Consider the following 17,344-nt stretch of genomic DNA (forward strand, 5'->3'; position numbering starts at 1 on the left):
TCATTCCTCAGTGGCACACTTCCCATAACCCTTGCTGTATTTTATCGACCGTTTGGCGTAATACCTGCTCTAGTGGCCGGTCTTCGCTTAAAAAGTCGAAATCCTCGCTCACCTGTTGCAGGGTTTTCGCCACCGATGGGGTCAAGGATGCTTGGCATAACTCTTGTTGGCTGACCCGCAAATGAATGCCTTGAGTCATGGCGAGTAAGGCGGCGGCCGCGACTTGTTCGGTTAACTGTAATACCCGCATGCAGTCTCGCGCGGCAATGGTGCCCATGCTGACTTTATCTTGGTTGTGACACTCGGTCGAGCGTGAAAAGACGCTGGCGGGCATGGTGTTTTTTAACGCTTCGGCCGTCCAGGCTGACACGCCAATTTGCACCGCTTTAAAGCCATGGTTGATAGCACTGCGATGGCCAGCAGCCCCCGACAAATTGGCGGGTAAACCGTTGTTAAATTTGGGGTCCATCACCAAGGCCATCTGGCGATCGATAAGGTCAGCAAGGTTCGCCACTGTGTTTTTCATCGAGTCCATGGCGAAGGCGATATGGCCGCCATAGAAGTGGCCGCCATGGAGAATATGCTCACCTTCGGCGTCGACAATGGGGTTGTCGTTGGCACTGTTGAGTTCGGTCTCAATAAACTGGCGCATAAACGGCAGGGCATCTTGTAACACGCCAATAATGTGAGGCGCGCAGCGGATAGAGTATCTATCTTGTAAGCGATCAGAGTTGCGTGGATGTTCATGGTGATTCAAATCGGCGCGGATCCAAGCGGCAATTTGGTTTTGCCCTGGGTGTGGCTTGGCGGCAAACAGTATCTCATCGAAATGGTTTGCGTTGCCCTTAAGCGTTAACGAGGCCATGGCAGTAATGCGGCTGGTCAGGCGAGCTAAATACTGAGCTCTGTCGTAGGCAAGGCAAGCCAGCGCCGTCATCACCGCGGTGCCGTTCATCAGGGCGAGTCCCTCTTTGGGGCGTAAGGTGAGCGGCGTGATCGATAGCTGGGCGTACACCTGGGCTGTCGCTTGACGCTTGCCTTGATAAAACACCTCGCGTTCGCCCACCAATACCGCCGCTAAATAGGAGAGCGGGGTGAGGTCGCCACTGGCGCCGACCGAGCCCTCTTGGGGGATAACGGGAACAATATTAAGATTGAGCAAGGTTTCGATGCGCTGCAGCAGCTCATAACTCACCCCTGACTTACCCAGTGCCAACGAGTTGAGCCGGCACGCCATTACCGCGCGGGCCTGCATTTCACTGAAAGTGTCGCCGAGCCCGCAGCCATGAAAGCGTGACAAGTGCAGCGGCAGCTCATGGACCAAGTCCAGCCCCACGGCAACGGTGCAGGAGTCGCCATACCCTGTGGTGACACCATAAACCACGCCCTCTTCGGCCAGTAGGCTGTCGATAAAGCGGGCGCCCTTTTGAATCGACTCTTGGTAGTCTGGCTGGCGGTTGAGTTTGGCTTGAGCGCCTTTGGCAATGGCCACCACCTCTTCTAGTGTCAATGAGCGTTGGCCGAACTCAATGAGGTTTACTGCGGGTTGCGTCATCTATTTATCTGTCCTGTTAACGGTTGGGGGGCGAGTTGAGTTCGCCGCGCGCAGGTGCTCGTCATCCTTGCGCCAAAAATCGAAAAAATTAAACCATTGCAGTGGCTCGCGCCGTGCGTAGTATTCAAGTCTGGCGCTGTAGCGGCCAATGGCTTGCTCGAGGCGTTGCATGCGTCCGGCGCGTGGCCCTTTCAAGGTGTCGCTAAAGTGTTCTAAATAGACTCGATAGCGCCCCTGTTCTCGCAAGCAAAACATCAAATAGACCGGGCAGTCGAGTAACCCTGCCAAAATAAAAGGCCCCTGAGGAAATGGTGCGGGTTTACCCATAAAGGGGGCGTAAACCACTCGGCCTTGGCTGCGCGATGAGGTGCGATCGCCTGCGATAACCACCAACTCGCCTTGGGCGATTTTTTCGTGCAGCAGCATGGAGGTGGTGGGGCCCAGTTCGCTCACTTGGATAAGGTTTAGTGCGCTGTCCGGGTTGAGTTGTTTAAGTACCCGATTGAAATTTTCAGCGTTCTCAGTTAGCACCATCACATTGACTTTAATCTTGTGCTGGTGGCTGGATATTGCCCGGCACAGCTCAATGTTACCTAAGTGTGAGGCCAGTAAAACCGCGCCTTTACCCTGTTCAATCTGTTGGTAGAGTAGCGCGCGATTCGCGAAGTCTACTTGGTTCATTTGCAGCCGATTGCACCAGGCATCGATACGATCTAAGGCCGCGTTACCAAAGCTGATGAAGTGTTTTAAGCTATGGCGCCACCCTATCTTGCCCTTGAGTTGGGGATGCTGGGGTTCAACGCGTTTAACTTGCTGTAAAAATTGCAAAGAGGCGGCTCGTGCGCTGCTGCCAGTGAGAAAAAAATAGCCGATCACCGGATACATAATGGCGCGACATAGCCAGTGGCCACCAATCTTATAGCTACTTGCGAGCAGCTTGATGCCCCAATAACTGCCGCGTTCGCTGATGCGCGACCAGTGTCTGGCTTGTTGTGGCTCAGACTGGCGCAGCAGTCGCTTAGGTAGGCGTTTGAGCATGGTGAAAAACAGTTTGGTATGCAGGGCTGAGATGCGTAGGTTATCGCGTACCCCTTGAAAGTGGCTGCTACCATCTTCTGGATAAATGACCTTGGTAGGTAGGTGCACGATACGTGTGCCTTGCCAGTAGAGTTTGACTAATATCTCGATGTCAAAGTCCATACGCTCGCCTAGCGCCTCGGTTAAAAACAGTCGCTCGGTCGCCGTCAGTGGATAGACGCGAAAGCCACACATGGCATCTTTTATCTCAAAACTTAAGGTCTCGACCCAAACCCAAAAGTGGGTGATATAGCGGCCATAGAGGCGGCCTTTAGGCACTGAGTCATCGTATTGCGGCTGGCCAGAAATCACCGCCTCTGGTCGGGCTTTGGCATGTTCGATAAAAGCCGGAATATCGTCTAGATCATGCTGTCCATCGGCATCGACTTGCAAGGCATGGGTAAAACCATCGGCGTAAGCCGCCCTTAGCCCTGTGGTAACTGCGGCTCCCTTGCCTCGATTATAGGGGTGATGCAATAGGGTAACCCAATCATATTGCTCGGCTAATTGGCTTAATAGGTAGCGGGTCTCATCGTTACTGCCATCGTTAACCAGATAGCAGGGCAGAGCCAGCGGCGCTAAACGCTCAAGGGTCTGCTTAATCGCCTGTTGATGGTTGTAATTGGGAATGACTAACGCTAACTGCATCAGGCGCTCTCCTGGAGTTTAGCGCCGCTCAGGGCGATACGACCCGAGCCAAAACGCTTGTCGCCATCGTAATAGCTAAAGGTGAGTTTATGCTTGCTGGCATTGAGGCTGATTTTGAGAAACACCTGGCTGTTAGGCAGTATAAGTTGCTGAAACTTTAATACTTCAAGGCTGTCGACTTGTGCTTCATAGCCAAATTCGTGTGCGCCGAGTTGCACCGCCCAATCTAACTGAGTCACCCCGGGCAATACGGCTTGCTGTGGGAAATGGCCGTCGAAATAGGGCAAGGCTGCCACAATGTCGAGGTGCCATTCGACGCCATCGGTGAGCATGGTCTTACCGATAATGGGCGGTAAACTGGACTTAATCATGGCTAAATAACTCAATTAATCGTTGATTATCACGCTTGCCCTGCGGGGTCAGCTCAAGCACCTCTGGATAGCGCCAACGTCTGGGCAGAGTGACCCGTTCAAACTGAGTCAACAGGTGGGCTTTGAGCAGGTTATTCACCGCCAACTTGCCTTCATTGTTGAGCAGTTGTTGCCCTTGACTCGATAGTACGATGGCCGCGCCAAGTTGCACTCGTGGTTGCTCTAATACCATTAACATGGCTTGAGACACCATGGGGTGGCATTCTAGCAACTGCTCCATCTGCACTAAGCAGATACGTTTTTCTTCAATTTTGACGATGCGGTCGAGTCGACCCAACAGATGAAACTCGCTGTCGCTGACAAGATTGACTTTATCGTCACATTTTAACCAGTCGTCATTGTCCAAATAAGGTGATTTGAGCAGCAGCGCGCCATCCATTGCATCTTGCTTAATTTGGTGTGAGGCAAAAATGCGCCAAGGTTGATTGTCGGCGCTTTGACGGCGATATGCGATGCCACCGGTTTCAGTGCTGCCGTACACTTCTATGGGCGGTTTGCCATAGCAATGGGCGATTTCTGCTGCCGCTTGGAAATTGAGCGGCCCGCCAGAGCTAAAGACTAAGCTGGGCGAATGCAGCTGTGGCTGATGCTCGAGTGCTTCGGGCAGTCGCGACAGTTGCGCCGGGCTACTGATCAAACATAAGTTAGGAAATAAGCTAGTGTAATAGGTTAGGGTTTCTGGGTATTCCACCAGATCACTCAGAAAAGGGCGACTGGCGGCGAGCGGCCAGAGAATTTTAAACAAGAGCCCATAAATATGTTGGTGTGACACTGTCGATATCACGCTGCAATGGGGCAGGTGCGCCGCAAATGTTTGCTCCAGTACGCTGACTTCGGCATCGAGCTGGGCTAGGGTCTTGGTGATGGCTTTGGGCTGACCGCTGCTGCCTGAGGTAAAGAGCACCAGTTCACCCACGGTAGCGTTATCTGCAAGGGACGGCCAGTGAGATTCGGCGCCAGAGTGCTCTTTTTTGAGCGTCAACATCAGTTTACCTTCACACAGGCAACTGTCAGACAAGATGCCGTCAAATTCGTGAGTCAGTTCACTCAAGGTGCCAGCTTGGGTATTACTCGGCAAGATCAACTGTTTACCCGCAAGCAACCCAGCGCACAAGCCGATGGCGAAGAGATCGCTACTGTCACTTGCCAGTAACCAGCGCTTGGCGGGTTGTTCACTTAAGCTGGCATGCAGGGCGGCCACTTGGGCGGTAAATGCACTGCCCGTGACGATGTCGTGGTGATTGAAGCTGATAAGTTGCTGGCTCGAGGGGCCTTGATACAGCCAAGTTTTTAATAGCTCTGTCATGACTTTGTTAACCACAGTGTTCGATATAGCCATTCCCCACCGAGTAGTAGCCCAATAAGCAGATACGCGATGAGACCGTTGTACAGGGTCCAGGTTGCTAAGCTGGTGTAGTGGGCGGTATACCAAGCCACTACGCCGTTAACAATAAATAGCCCGCACCAGAGTTTGGTGACGTTGGCCAAATAGGGGATCGCCGTGTCAGGCAGCTTGGGTTCTTTCAACCTCGCCAGACGCTCTATCATGCTGGGACCGTGTTTTAGCGAATAAGCAAACAGCCCCAACATAGTCAGATTGATCACCACAGGATAGTAGAGTAACCAGTCGTTACGCTTGGCAATAAAACTGCCTGCGGTCAAAGCGATGCCAGCCAATAGTGGCAGGACCATCGCCTTGACACGCTGTTGTTGTACGGCTAAGCGTGCCACCAACAAAAGGCATAGGCTTAACGCAATCACGCCTGGTGGCAAGTAATGTAGCCCAAAATATACCGCTATGGGATAGCCTAATAATAGTAGGGTGCTAATTACTTGTATTATCAGGCGCATTACTGCTTAACGAGTCCTTCGATGGCGGATACGACATCATCGACCGTGCGCACCGCTTTAAACTCATCGGGTTGGATCTTCTTGCCCGTGAGTTGTTGCAGTTTGATCACCAAATCGACCGCATCTATGCTATCGAGATCGAGCTCGTCATATAATGAGGCCTCAGGGGTAATATCTTGCGCTTCAATTTCGAACTCTTCGACCAATATTCTTGTTAGCATGTCGAGGATCTGTTGACGATTTTGCATGTAACCCCCTACGCGCGTTGCGATTCAATAAAGTCGGCTAAGCTGGCCACACTGAAAAAGTGAGCCTTGGTTGCTTCGGAGTTGGCTTCAATTTTTACATCGAACTGTTTCTTTATCGCTAAGCCCAGTTCTAGTGCATCTATTGAGTCTAAGCCTAAGCCCTCACCAAAAAGGGGAGCGTCGGTGTCGATATCATCGATGCTGACGTCTTCAAGATCGAGGCAATCAATGATCAGTTGTTTAATTTCGTTTTGTAAGCTCATAATTAGTATCAAGTTGTTGTTTATAATAGTTTTCAAGATCTCGAGTCAGTTGACGCGCCATCTTGGCTTCGCCGCCTGGGCCAGCATCATACCCGATATGGGCAATGGTTTCGCCTACTTCAACATGCATGCCTATGGTTTGGCGAGGTATTTCATACCAAGGTTGCTGTTTGGTGAGGCCAACGGCATTGGTGCGCAATACAATTGGGATCAGGTCTGTTTTTGTCCGCAGGGCGATATTGGCCGCCCCGCGCGCAAATGGGTTGATGATGGCTCCTTGTTGTGTCCGAGTGCCTTCGGGGAAGATGATTAGGCATGTGCCCTGACGCAACACCGCTTGGCAATCTTTTAAGAGTAGATCAGCACCGCGATTAGGGATATAGCCGGCGCTAGAAAGCACGGCGCGTAACAGGGGATTACGCCACAAGCTTTGCTTAACGATGCAGCCCACATTAGGCATTAGGCTGATAAGCACCACGACATCCACCAGTGTGGGATGGTTGGCGATAATCACTTTGCCCTGAGCGTCATTAAGACGATGCAGATCTTGGCAGGTCACTTTGATTACCCCAGCCCAGGTGAGCAGGGTGACAAAGCCGCCAAACATGATATGGACCGTGTGTTGCACGCGAGCGGCTCGTTGCTGTGGATCGCTTGAGCATATCCTCAGCATAGGAATGACAGTTAAAGACAGCAATAAGCCTCCTAGGCCGAAAGCTACATAACAACTGACGCCCGCTAACCAGCGCGGAATATAGGCCAGTGAGTGCAAATCAGTGCCTGTGTGGTTAGCCATGGGAGAGTTGCCAGATGAAGCGGTTTAAGCGCCCATACAGGGGGTGTTTGCCGGCGATGGCATGGAGCAGTTGGCCATAACTCATGGGCGGCGCATCACGATATTGCTCGGCACTGGGTTGGGTATGTAATTGCAGCAACGTGGCGGGTGGCGAGTCAGGCGTTGGCAGCGACAATTGCAGCGCGATAGCGATAGGTAATTCAGGTTCATGAATGAATTCTTTATACACATCTGATACCGGCTCATCGCCAAACACCAACAGCACATCGCTATTATCTTCACAAAGCTGGCCATAGGCCTCAGTAAGCGCTTGTTCCAGCGTAGTTTCGCTGGCGGCGATAGAGGTTGAAGCAGCGCGGTTATGGGTCAAAATACTAAAGATACCGCTGGCAGTATTGTGCACCGATTGGCTGAAGCCCATGGGGGAAATAGGCTGCTCTTGCACAATATCTTCGAGTAATTCAACGGTACGATTGAGCTCGCCATGACGCGAAGCGAAAATGGTGCGGCATTGAGCTGGGGCATCGCATTGAAATGCCGCATCGAGCAGCATTTTGGTCAGCTTGCTAAAGCGTCGTCGCTGCATCGCAGGAACTTGAGGTAGTGTTGGCGCACTCGCCAGATGATCTTCATCGCAGAGCGAATGAGGCCATTGTTGCCAATCGGCTATCTGTTGGTAGCGTGGTGACCAAGCGCCTGACGATTGGATCCTAAAGGTTAACTGCACTGCTTTGCCTCAATCTGCAGCGTACGGCTGCGTTTTCCATAACAAGGGAAGATGGGCTTTAAGCCGCATCAATTGTGCTATTGTACACCGATATGTAGAGAAAAAGCACGGTTTGCGCTATGCAGATGTTGCCTTGTTATAGCGATAATGATGGCAGAGAAAACGAGTTGAAATCCAGCGCTAATCGATAAAAAACCGCCTAGGAAGGCGGTTTAACTCAGGTGTGGGCGGTCATTATTCTTGCAGCTGTTTCTTCAGTTTACGCAGCGCAATTTTCACTTTTTTGCTGTTTTCGGGGCCCATACGAATCATCAATTTTTGTGCATTGGGTAATGATTCGAGCTGTGGATCGACAAACTTATAGTTAACGCTAACGCTATTGAGTTCAATGGCTTGCTCAATAATGGGCGCGGCCAGCACCACGTCGATGGCGTCGATCATACGTTCATTGAAGCTACCATTGCTGTAACCGAGTTCATCAAACGCTTGGTTAAGCAGAGGCGTCAGTTGTTCATAGGTAGCGACAAGTTGCTGCTCATCAAGGTTGCTAATAAAATCGGCGTAGAGATCATAGCGGTGGTAACTGTCTGGATTAAGATAGGTTTTATTACTCATATCCGAGACGGTAAATTGGCTATTAGGCGCCTTAAGTGGGCTGACTTTTCGGGCTAATTCTCCTTGGGCGATATTATCGACGAACACCACAAAGTGTCTGATGATATCTTTTTCAACTAAAATCGGGTCGATTTTCATGCCATTGGCGACGTCGAGAGTTTTGGCTTTCACATAACTATCACTGTCGGCGAGTGTTGGGATGGGCTCAACTTGTGGCGTCGTTACTTGCGCAACTGGTGGCTCAACTACGGGCTCAGGCACAGGTTCAACTTCTGGCTCTGGCAGGTTGGCATCAGTGGGTAACGGCTGCTCGGGGATGATTTCGGGCAAGGTCACTGCTGTAGGTTGTTCTGGCTCTGGTTGAGTTTCTTTGCTGTCAAAGAAATAATAAGCGCCAGCGGCCAGGATCAGCAAAATCACCACAATAGCAATCGTTAGTGCACTGGCACCACCACGTTTTTCTTGTGGGGTGATTCTATCTTCTTGACTGACTTGCATGAGAGTTCCTTGAAAAATAGCTCGTGTTTAAGGAGGGGCCAACACGGCCTATCTCCATTCTGCAAAATTCAGTCAACTTGTCTAGTGAAGTTGACTGAAATAAAAAATATTTAACTTCAACAAAGAATATAATCTAAGTTATAGCACTGGTTAGGCTTGCACATATTGCTGTCTGTTCCCGAGCCAGCGCATGATGATGGCATCGACATTCTCTGGAGCCTGCTGCATCACGTGTTGCGCCAGTTTTTGGATCGCGGGGATCAGGGCTTGATCGCGAATAAGATCGGCGATTTTCATGTCGACTATTCCCGTCTGCTTGGTACCAAGTACCTCCCCTGGTCCGCGTATATCGAGATCTTTCTGCGCGATAATAAAACCATCATTACTGTCACGTAGTACGCCTAATCGCTTAGTTGCGGTTGCCGACAGCGGAGCCTTATACATGAGGACACAGTGACTGGCTATGGCGCCGCGGCCGACACGGCCCCTGAGTTGATGCAGTTGCGCCAAACCTAGACGCTCGGGGTTTTCGATGATCATTAAGCTGGCATTGGGTACATCGACACCAACCTCAATGACTGTTGTCGCCACGAGCAAATGAATCTTTCCTGCTTTAAAGTCAGCCATAATAGCTTGTTTTTCTGCAGGTTTCATTCGTCCGTGCACTAAACCAATGGATAATTCTGGCAGTTGCTGCTTTAGCTCTTCGGCGCTATCTTCGGCCGCTTGGCACTCTAATACTTCCGACTCTTCAATCAGGGTGCAGACCCAATAGGCCTGGCGATGATGTTGCAATGCGGCTTGGCGGACTCGCTCAATCACCTCTGCTCGTCTGCTATCGGATACCGCCACTGTGGTTACGGGAGTTCTGCCTGGCGGTAGTTCGTCGATAATAGAGGTGTCTAAATCGGCGTAGGCGGTCATGGCTAATGTGCGTGGGATAGGCGTTGCCGTCATAATCAATTGATGAGGATGGAAGCCTTGGTTAATCCCTTTTTCTCGTAGGCCTAATCGCTGATGTACGCCGAATCTGTGTTGCTCATCAATAATGATCAGGGCCAGCTTATTAAATTCGACCTTGTCTTGAAAAATCGCGTGGGTACCGATAACAATGTGAGCCTCACCACTTTTTATCATGTCCAGAGACTGGCTGCGCGCCTTACCTTTGAGCTTGCCTGCTAGCCAACCCACGGTTAATCCCAGTGGTTCAAACCAGGTGGCAAAGTTATTGGCATGTTGCTCTGCCAGTAGTTCGGTGGGCGCCATCATGGCGACCTGATAGCCGCTCTCAATCGCTTGTAGCGCCGCCAATGCGGCGACTAAGGTTTTACCCGATCCCACATCGCCTTGCACTAAGCGCATCATAGGATGTTGCTGGCGTAAATCACTCTGGATCTCTGCCACCACACGTTGCTGGGCTCCAGTTGGGCTAAAGGGTAAGGCGGTTAAAAACGGGTTGACCAGTTGGCCGCTACCTGCGAGCGATACCGCCGCGTCGCGATTACTGCGTTGCCTTAGTTGTAACATACTCAAATTGTGGGCCAGTAGTTCTTCTTGGATCAAGCGTTGCTGCGCCGGATGAGAGCCTTGTTCGAGTGTAAAAGGGTCTGTGCCCGTGGGTGGCCGGTGCAGTAATTTGAGCGCCTCGATGAGCGACATCTGGTTTGGTTGAAGATGGGCTGGTAATAGCTCTTTTAGTGCGCCATGGGCCAATAATGCTAGTGCTTGGTCGGTGAGCTTTATCCAACTGGCCTGTTTAAGCCCCTCTGTAGTCGGATAAATTGGCGTTAAGGTTTCACTCAAGTCCAGGTTACTACCCGAGTGGATCACCTTGTATTCAGGATGAATGATTTCTGGGTGATGTTTGCCGCGTCGCACTTCGCCATAGGCGCGAATCGTGGCGCCATTTTCTAGGCCATTGCGCTGCGCAACAGAGAAATTAAAGAAGCGTAGAGTCATCACGCCGCTGTCGTCGCGTACGGTGCAGGTGAGCATGCGTTTGCGGCCTTGAATAATTTGCGATGAATGAATCGTGGCTTCGATGGTGCCATAGCTGCCGGGGTAAAGCGCGGCTATCGGGTATATTTGCGTGCGATCTTCGTAGCGCAACGGTAGATGAAACAGCAGGTCTTGGACTGTTTTTATGCCGAGCTTTTCTAGCCGCTGCGCCATTTTGGTCGCCACGCCCTTTAGCTCAGTTACAGCCATAAGATCGAGTCTATCCACGCTTTATACCCATTTGATTCATTGAGTCATTTAAACAACTATTGGCTCAATCACTGTAAATATATACATATATTATCAGAGTTTGCTCTGAACGCAATCTTGCTGCAATTACCAATGGTTTGCTTAGGCGCTGTGGCTATAACCATCCTTTCTGTTTGGCAATACGGGCTGCATCTATTCGATTGGTTGCATGAAGTTTGGCGATTGCTTCCGATAAATAATTCCGCACCGTGCCTTCGGCGATAAATAGGGTGTTGGCAATTTCGGCAGTGCTGCGTCCTTCACTGGCTAATCGCAGTGCGCGGCGTTCTTTATCGTTGAGTGGATCTTGCTCACCCACGGCCATGATAGCCAGCTCAGGATCGATAACCCGTTTACCTTTAGTTATCAAACCAATGGCTTCAATAAGTGAATCTGATGGCGCGTCTTTTAATAAAAAGCCGCCAACGCCAGCTTGTATCGCACGTTTGATGTAGCCAGCTCTGCCAAAGGTGGTCAGGATAATCACCTTAATAGGCACGGCTTGTGTATTACACCAGTCAGCGAGCTCGAGACCGGTATAACCAGGCATCTCAATATCTGTCAGTAGCAGATCAAAACTATCGCGCTTCAATAATGCAAGTGCCTCATTGCCATCTTTAGCCTGAATGATTTCAAAGTCTCCTTCTAGGGACAGCAGTGCAGCTAATGCCCCTCGGACCATGGCTTGATCTTCAGCCAGTAGTATTCTCATGCTTTTCCTTGGCGTGGCAATGTCAGCGTAAAGTGGGTGTTGGCGTTTAGCTGGTAATCGAGTGTACCACCAAATTGAGCTAGCCGTTCTCGTATACCAGTCAGTCCATTTCCCTCGTTAAGGCTGGCGATCGACGCATCATCTGTCACTGTGATTGATAGGGCTTCTTTTGTCTCAGCAAAGACGATGTCGCAGTGACTCGCACTGCTATGGCGGATAATATTATTGCACAGCTCAGTTAAGCTTAAGATCAAATGGGTCTCTACATCTGGGTTTAGCTTTGGAATATCGCCCTCTAAGATGACACTCATTCCTTTATCCCGTAATGCTTGGCACAGGTAAGTCACACTGGATGACAAACCTTTATGTTTATAACCTGAGACAGTTTGCCGGATCTGACTCAAACTATCGCGAGCAATGGTGTTGAGTTCCTGCAATTCGGCACTCGCTTGTTCGAGCTTTTTCTTGGCGACAAGCTTTTGAGCTAATTCGGCTTTGAGTGAAATAGACGAGAGGGAGTGGCCCATAATGTCATGTAGATCCCTTGCGATGCGCTCTCGCTCTAACATGGTTGCAAGTTGGGTTATCTCTTGCTGACTTCGATGTTCAGCCAGTTTTGCCGCGAGTCGTTTTCTTTCGGCAATCCCGAATAATCCTACCCCTGCGATTAATGCGCTGCCATAGATCAAGAAGTAGTAATGCAAGTCTAGCAGCGAACACATCAGTGCCAGCATGGCTGCTAACCCAATTAGGCAATAAAAAGCTTGACGTAAAGAGTAGTTAAAGCCAATAAAGAACCCCGCGAACGTAAACAGTGATAAAGAGCCTGTATTGATTGGAGTGATGGCAATGCCTATCGCAATCATCGCCAATATGGGTTTGTAGGCTTCTTTCCTTGGGGCGCGGTAGGCCCAGAAGTAGCAGTAGATAAAGGGAATTAGGGTTATCAGGCTTATCGCTATTTGCCAAGTCGGCTTCGATTGGACAAAGAGAGGAATAAGATAAAAACCTAAGTTAATTAAATAGACCCAGGCAAATTTATCTTCAACTTTGCATTCAGATTCCAGTTGGCTATTGCTGTAGATATTGGCTTTGTTCATAGCGTTAGTCTCTTTTTAAGCTGGAGCCCAACGGGCTCCGTTAACGTCCGATGTTGTCGCGACTTAGTTATGTTGCTTGAGCAAAAAATTAGCCCAGGCGTAATCATCTTGTACGGCTAACGCGGCTTGCCAATCGCTGATCGCGCCTTGCTTATCGCCAAGGTTTTGTTTAGCGAGCCCTCTCCATGTATAGGCTTCAGCATATCCCCAGCAGATGCTATCGCAAGGTGTTTCAAATAGACTAATGGCCTTGCTGCTTAACTCTATCGCACGTTTCATACTGCCGCCATATTCAACAGGTGTCGAATAAGCCGATATAGCTTTAACAAGCGCAAGTCGTGGGCTGTCGGGAACGAGGTTATCGGCGGTATTGATTGCGGCAGACATTTTAGGGCCGTAGCTGCTGGCTTTTGTAAGGTCTAAACCAATCTGCATACCATAGATCGCAGCCAATAATGTGGCAACTTCGCCATCATCTTGCGCGGAGGCTAAGCGTGATTCCGCTTCTTGAAGCGCTGACAATGCCTTATTTTTTTGTCCCAAAATGTTGGCATTAATAGCAAGGCGGTATAGTGCATAACCTTTATCATAGCCGTCTGTTTGTTGGCTGAGTTGAGTTAGTTGCTCGATGTTCATTTGATTTGAAGCGCTATCAATAGAGGCAATTTCATTGGCTTGGGTGAATGAACTTATGATGGCAAGACTCGATATAATAGTTAGGGTTTTCATTTGACTCTCCTTGATGAGCATAAGGCTGCTTGCCTTGTGGCTAAGTCCCTCTATTGGGCTTAAGGAGAGTATTTGGGATTGCGTTATGTTTGTGCAGGCATAGATGTCACCAAAAAGGGATGACAAATGTCATCCCTTTCTGAGTGTGCTAACGAATTAACTTAAAAACAATAAATCTATGTTAAGCGCTAGCGCTATTGATCAAATATCCGAGGTAGCAAAGGTATGCGACTAATAGTAGTGCTCCTTCTCTGCGTCCAATACGCATACCTGTCCACGCTACGGGCAGTAAGATTAACGCCAGTGCTAACATCATGCTCATGTCGATAATCTGTAATCCACCCGAGGTAATGGGATGGATAAGGGCTGTAATACCTAAAATACCTAATATATTAAAAAGGTTAGAACCAACAACATTGCCAATGGCGATATCGCTTTCGCCTTTACGGGCCGCCACGACTGAGGTGACCAATTCTGGCATGCTAGTACCAATCGCGACTATAGTTAGGCCGATAATGAGCTCGCTAACCCCAAATTGCTGCGCCAGTGTCACTGCGCCATCGACAAAGAGCATACCACCACCGATCAGCATGCTGATCCCAACGGCAATGAGCAGCGTGGCCAACAGTGGATGTGCCAAGCTTGAATCTGGAATATCGCTGGCGCCTTCTCCTCTGCTGCTGATATAGCTAAAGCCTAAATAGGCTACAAGCAGTGTGGTGAGTAGGGCACCATCGAGCAGGCTGACATCGCCATCGTTAATCAAGCCCCAAAACAACAGACTGGCGCCGATCATGATGGGAATATCCCGTTTGATCATTTGCGTCTGTACTTGTATTGGCCGAATAAGGGCTGTGATGCCTAAGATCAAACCAATATTAGCAATGTTAGATCCGATGACATTACCGATTGCAATGCCTGGGTTGCCGGCTAATGCAGATTTAAGGCTTACGGCCAGTTCGGGGGCGCTAGTACCGAACGCAACAATAGTTAATCCAATGATTAAAGGTGCAATTCCCAACTTTAATGCCACCGAGCTAGCACCGCGTACCAAGGCTTCTGCCCCTGCAGTCAGAATAATAAAACCACCGATAATGGCTAATAAAGTCAACATGTTTACCTCCAATAAACGTTAGGCGGCAAGGATAGGCTTTCGCACTCGGAAGGCAACTAAAATTTAGCACTACCAAGATTAAATTTTATTTAAGATAAGCGGTTAAATTAATAGTAAAAAAGCACGTCTTAGACGTGCTTTTAGGTGTTATACAGATTAATTTATGCCTAAGGGCTTAAAGCTCATCTTCCCAGCGGATTTTACCGCCGCGCAGCCCATCGACTTTGGCACTAAAGCGCTCTTCCAGTACGTGGCGTTTAATCTTGAGTGTCGGTGTGAGGACATCGTTATCTATATCCCATGGCTCACTGACGACTACTATGGCATCGACAGTTTCGTGAGACTCTAGATGCGGATTGACGCTGTCGAGTGTCGCCTTGAGTGAGGAGCGAATCTCCTCTTTAGGTTGCGTTGCTGCGCCCTCAGAAAGCTGAACTAAGGCGATAGGGTGCGGTAAGCCTGAGCCAATAATGCAGATAAGTTCAACGTGAGGATCTTGTGCCAATTTACGTTCAATTGGCACTGGAGCTACATATTTGCCTTTAGAGGTTTTGAAGTTGTCTTTAACACGCCCTGTAATGGTCACATAACCCTCATCATCGATAGCGCATAGATCACCCGTGTGGAAATAGCCTTCGGCATCGAAACTGCTGGCGCTGGTTTCGGGTTGTTTATAATAACCAGTCATTAGGCCTGGGCTTTTAACGAGTAGTTCACCATTGTCGGCTTGTTTTATGCTGCAGCCTTCTACGGCGCGGCCGACGGTGCCAATTTTACTCGCATTGAAAGGGTGGTTAATGATGGAGTAAGCGCTGTTTTCTGTCATGCCCCAGGCTTCGCAAATATCGAGACCAATTTTGTGGTACCAAGTGATCAACGAAGGGGGAATAGGCGCTGATCCCGATCCCAGTAGATGACAGTGTTCAAGCCCTAATCCTTGACGGATTTTCCCTTTAACGATACTGCTAATAATAGGGACTTTTAGTAAAAAATTCAGTTTTTTATAGCCAATTTTGTCGATGATATTCTTTTGAAATAGGCTCCACAGTCTGGGGACAGAGAAGAAAACCGTTGGCCTAGCGCGTTTAACGTCGTCGACAAAACTGTCGAGACTTTCGACGAAGGCGACACAGCTACCAGAATAGAATGAAGAGCCTTCCATCGCCACGCGTTCAGTAATGTGTGCCAGTGGCAGGTATGACAGTAGCCTATCTTCCACATCGGTCTTAAGATCGCGCACCACGGCTTTGCAGGTCCACTCGAAACTGGCAAAGGTTTGTATGGCTCCTTTAGGTTTACCAGTAGAGCCAGAGGTGTAGATGATGGTCATTATTTTATCTGAGGTGATCACCGGCGCGTCAATTAAGGGCTGACCTAATTTGAGTAGGCTGTCCCATTGGTATTGGGCGGGCATAGTGTCGTAGGGCATAGCCATGCGTAAGATATCGCCCCCGACGCCGGCTTCTTGATCGGCCCAATAGTCGAGTTTACCAATAAAAATAGCTTTGGCTTCGCTGTGTTCTAGTACATAGCGAATGGTATCGGCGTTTGCCGTTGGGTAAATAGGTACGCTGATGTAGCCACCATGCATTAACGCCAGATCGGTGATGAACCATTCGGCGCAGTTTTTCGATAAGATGGCAACCTTCTCACCTGGCTGCAGGCCGAGGTGACGCAGCGCCCCTGCTATTTGCTGCATTTTTTGCTGCACTTCTCGCCAGCTAAAGTCGGTGTATTTACCGTTGATGGGTTGTCTTAGGTAGGTGCTGTCGCCATAGAGATCGACCCAATGCTGCAACATGTCGACCGGAGATTTAAAGTGTGAGTCCATCTGCAATTCCATAGTTATCCATAGGGTGAAAGTAAGCGCACCGAGTTGTTCTGTTTATATGTGCACGCTAGATGAGTATGGCGAATAATGTGATCTATGACAATTGTTTTTGCTTGAATAATAGACGAATTGTCATAGATTTAGCATTAGGATAACTTAGGTAGTGGCGTTAAATTATGTTGATAATACTCTACTGATCCGCGTTGGGATCGGGGGCGCGCATTCGTTGCCACCAGGTGTCATCGGCGACTATTTGCCCCTGGTCATCGATACGCGGGTAGGGGATGTTTTTACGTCGACAAGCCTTGGCGTAAATGGGATGACCCTGTTCAAATAGCAGGGTTTGGCAGTAAGCATCATCTAAGGTGCGCGTGCCATACATGCCAGCTTGCTCGCGCTGGCGTTGGGCCTCGTACATGATCAATGCCGATGCGACCGACACATTGAGTGATTGCACCATGCCCACCATAGGAATAATGATCTGTTGATCGGCAATCGCAAGCCCTGCCTCACTGACGCCATCACGCTCGTTACCCATGATCACTACCGTAGGTTTGGTGTAATCAACCTCGCGAAAATCGACTGCGCTGGGGGAAAAGTTGGTGGCTAACACCTGCATGCCTTGTTGAGCAAACTGGGCGGCAGCTTCATCCATATGGTAGTGCTTTATGGTGTTCACCCACTGTTGGCTACCTGAGGCAGTATTACCCGATACCCGCATTTCGATATCGGGCCATACGGCATGAATCTGATGGATACCAACGGCATCGGCTGTGCGAATAACCGCTGCAATATTATTGGTTTTGTGGACTTTATCGAGGCAAACAGTGAGGTCGGTTTGGCGATTGTCTAGCATCTGATTGATGCGGGCGAAGCGTTCTGGGCTCATGGTGATTGGTGTT

17 protein-coding genes are annotated in these 17,344 nt (G+C 49.6%); all 17 read right to left on the minus strand.

Going from position 1 to position 17,344, the window contains the following annotated elements:
* Window positions 1–7 precede the first annotated feature (7 nt).
* Window positions 8–1,555, minus strand: coding sequence for an HAL/PAL/TAL family ammonia-lyase (locus tag DVO77_RS12355; protein WP_119978547.1), 1,548 nt, complete (start codon window positions 1,553–1,555; stop codon window positions 8–10).
* Window positions 1,556–3,280 (minus strand): glycosyltransferase family 2 protein, encoded by a 1,725-nt coding sequence (locus tag DVO77_RS12360; RefSeq protein WP_119978548.1) that lies wholly within the window; start codon window positions 3,278–3,280, stop codon window positions 1,556–1,558.
* Window positions 3,280–3,651 carry an ApeI family dehydratase gene (locus DVO77_RS12365; RefSeq protein WP_110457605.1) on the minus strand — a complete coding sequence of 124 codons (372 nt, stop codon included), beginning with the start codon at window positions 3,649–3,651 and terminating at the stop codon, window positions 3,280–3,282. Before DVO77_RS12365 ends, DVO77_RS12360 begins: the two co-directional genes overlap by 1 nt.
* Entirely contained in the window at window positions 3,644–5,017 is a 1,374-nt protein-coding gene (locus tag DVO77_RS12370; protein WP_119978549.1) for an AMP-binding protein, read from the minus strand. The genes DVO77_RS12365 and DVO77_RS12370 overlap by 8 nt, the downstream gene beginning before the upstream one ends.
* Entirely contained in the window at window positions 5,014–5,562 is a 549-nt protein-coding gene (locus tag DVO77_RS12375) for a COG4648 family protein (RefSeq protein WP_110457603.1), read from the minus strand. The genes DVO77_RS12370 and DVO77_RS12375 overlap by 4 nt, the downstream gene beginning before the upstream one ends.
* A complete protein-coding gene (locus DVO77_RS12380; RefSeq protein WP_110457602.1) occupies window positions 5,562–5,810 on the minus strand; it encodes an acyl carrier protein in 249 nt (82 codons plus the stop codon). The genes DVO77_RS12375 and DVO77_RS12380 overlap by 1 nt, the downstream gene beginning before the upstream one ends.
* A gap of 8 nt (window positions 5,811–5,818) precedes the next feature.
* Window positions 5,819–6,073 (minus strand): phosphopantetheine-binding protein, encoded by a 255-nt coding sequence (locus DVO77_RS12385; RefSeq protein ID WP_110457601.1) that lies wholly within the window; start codon window positions 6,071–6,073, stop codon window positions 5,819–5,821.
* Window positions 6,051–6,869: a lysophospholipid acyltransferase family protein gene (locus DVO77_RS12390; protein WP_110457600.1), complete on the minus strand. Its 819-nt coding sequence runs from the start codon at window positions 6,867–6,869 to the stop codon at window positions 6,051–6,053. Before DVO77_RS12390 ends, DVO77_RS12385 begins: the two co-directional genes overlap by 23 nt.
* Complete coding sequence (locus DVO77_RS12395; protein WP_119978550.1) at window positions 6,862–7,596, minus strand: beta-ketoacyl synthase chain length factor; 735 nt, start codon at window positions 7,594–7,596, stop codon at window positions 6,862–6,864. The genes DVO77_RS12390 and DVO77_RS12395 overlap by 8 nt, the downstream gene beginning before the upstream one ends.
* Before the next feature lie 234 nt (window positions 7,597–7,830).
* Entirely contained in the window at window positions 7,831–8,709 is an 879-nt protein-coding gene (locus DVO77_RS12400) for a DUF3014 domain-containing protein (protein WP_119978551.1), read from the minus strand.
* A gap of 150 nt (window positions 8,710–8,859) precedes the next feature.
* A complete protein-coding gene (gene recG / locus DVO77_RS12405; RefSeq protein ID WP_119978552.1) occupies window positions 8,860–10,935 on the minus strand; it encodes an ATP-dependent DNA helicase RecG in 2,076 nt (691 codons plus the stop codon).
* A 136-nt stretch (window positions 10,936–11,071) separates the two neighbouring features.
* Entirely contained in the window at window positions 11,072–11,668 is a 597-nt protein-coding gene (locus DVO77_RS12410) for a response regulator transcription factor (RefSeq protein ID WP_119978553.1), read from the minus strand.
* Window positions 11,665–12,768 (minus strand): sensor histidine kinase, encoded by a 1,104-nt coding sequence (locus DVO77_RS12415; protein ID WP_119978554.1) that lies wholly within the window; start codon window positions 12,766–12,768, stop codon window positions 11,665–11,667. Before DVO77_RS12415 ends, DVO77_RS12410 begins: the two co-directional genes overlap by 4 nt.
* A 63-nt stretch (window positions 12,769–12,831) precedes the next feature.
* Window positions 12,832–13,497, minus strand: a complete 666-nt coding sequence (locus DVO77_RS12420) for a hypothetical protein (RefSeq protein WP_119978555.1) — start codon at window positions 13,495–13,497, stop codon at window positions 12,832–12,834.
* A 181-nt stretch (window positions 13,498–13,678) separates the two neighbouring features.
* On the minus strand, window positions 13,679–14,611 hold the full coding sequence (locus tag DVO77_RS12425; RefSeq protein WP_119978556.1) for a calcium/sodium antiporter: 933 nt from the start codon (window positions 14,609–14,611) through the stop codon (window positions 13,679–13,681).
* 175 nt (window positions 14,612–14,786) lie between these two features.
* Complete coding sequence (locus tag DVO77_RS12430; protein ID WP_119978557.1) at window positions 14,787–16,442, minus strand: AMP-binding protein; 1,656 nt, start codon at window positions 16,440–16,442, stop codon at window positions 14,787–14,789.
* 190 nt (window positions 16,443–16,632) lie between these two features.
* Window positions 16,633–17,331 carry a tRNA (guanosine(18)-2'-O)-methyltransferase TrmH gene (gene trmH / locus DVO77_RS12435; protein WP_119978558.1) on the minus strand — a complete coding sequence of 233 codons (699 nt, stop codon included), beginning with the start codon at window positions 17,329–17,331 and terminating at the stop codon, window positions 16,633–16,635.
* Window positions 17,332–17,344: the final 13 nt, after the last annotated feature.

Origin of the sequence: Shewanella algidipiscicola, from assembly GCF_003605125.1 — a bacterium.
Lineage (GTDB): Bacteria > Pseudomonadota > Gammaproteobacteria > Enterobacterales > Shewanellaceae > Shewanella > Shewanella algidipiscicola.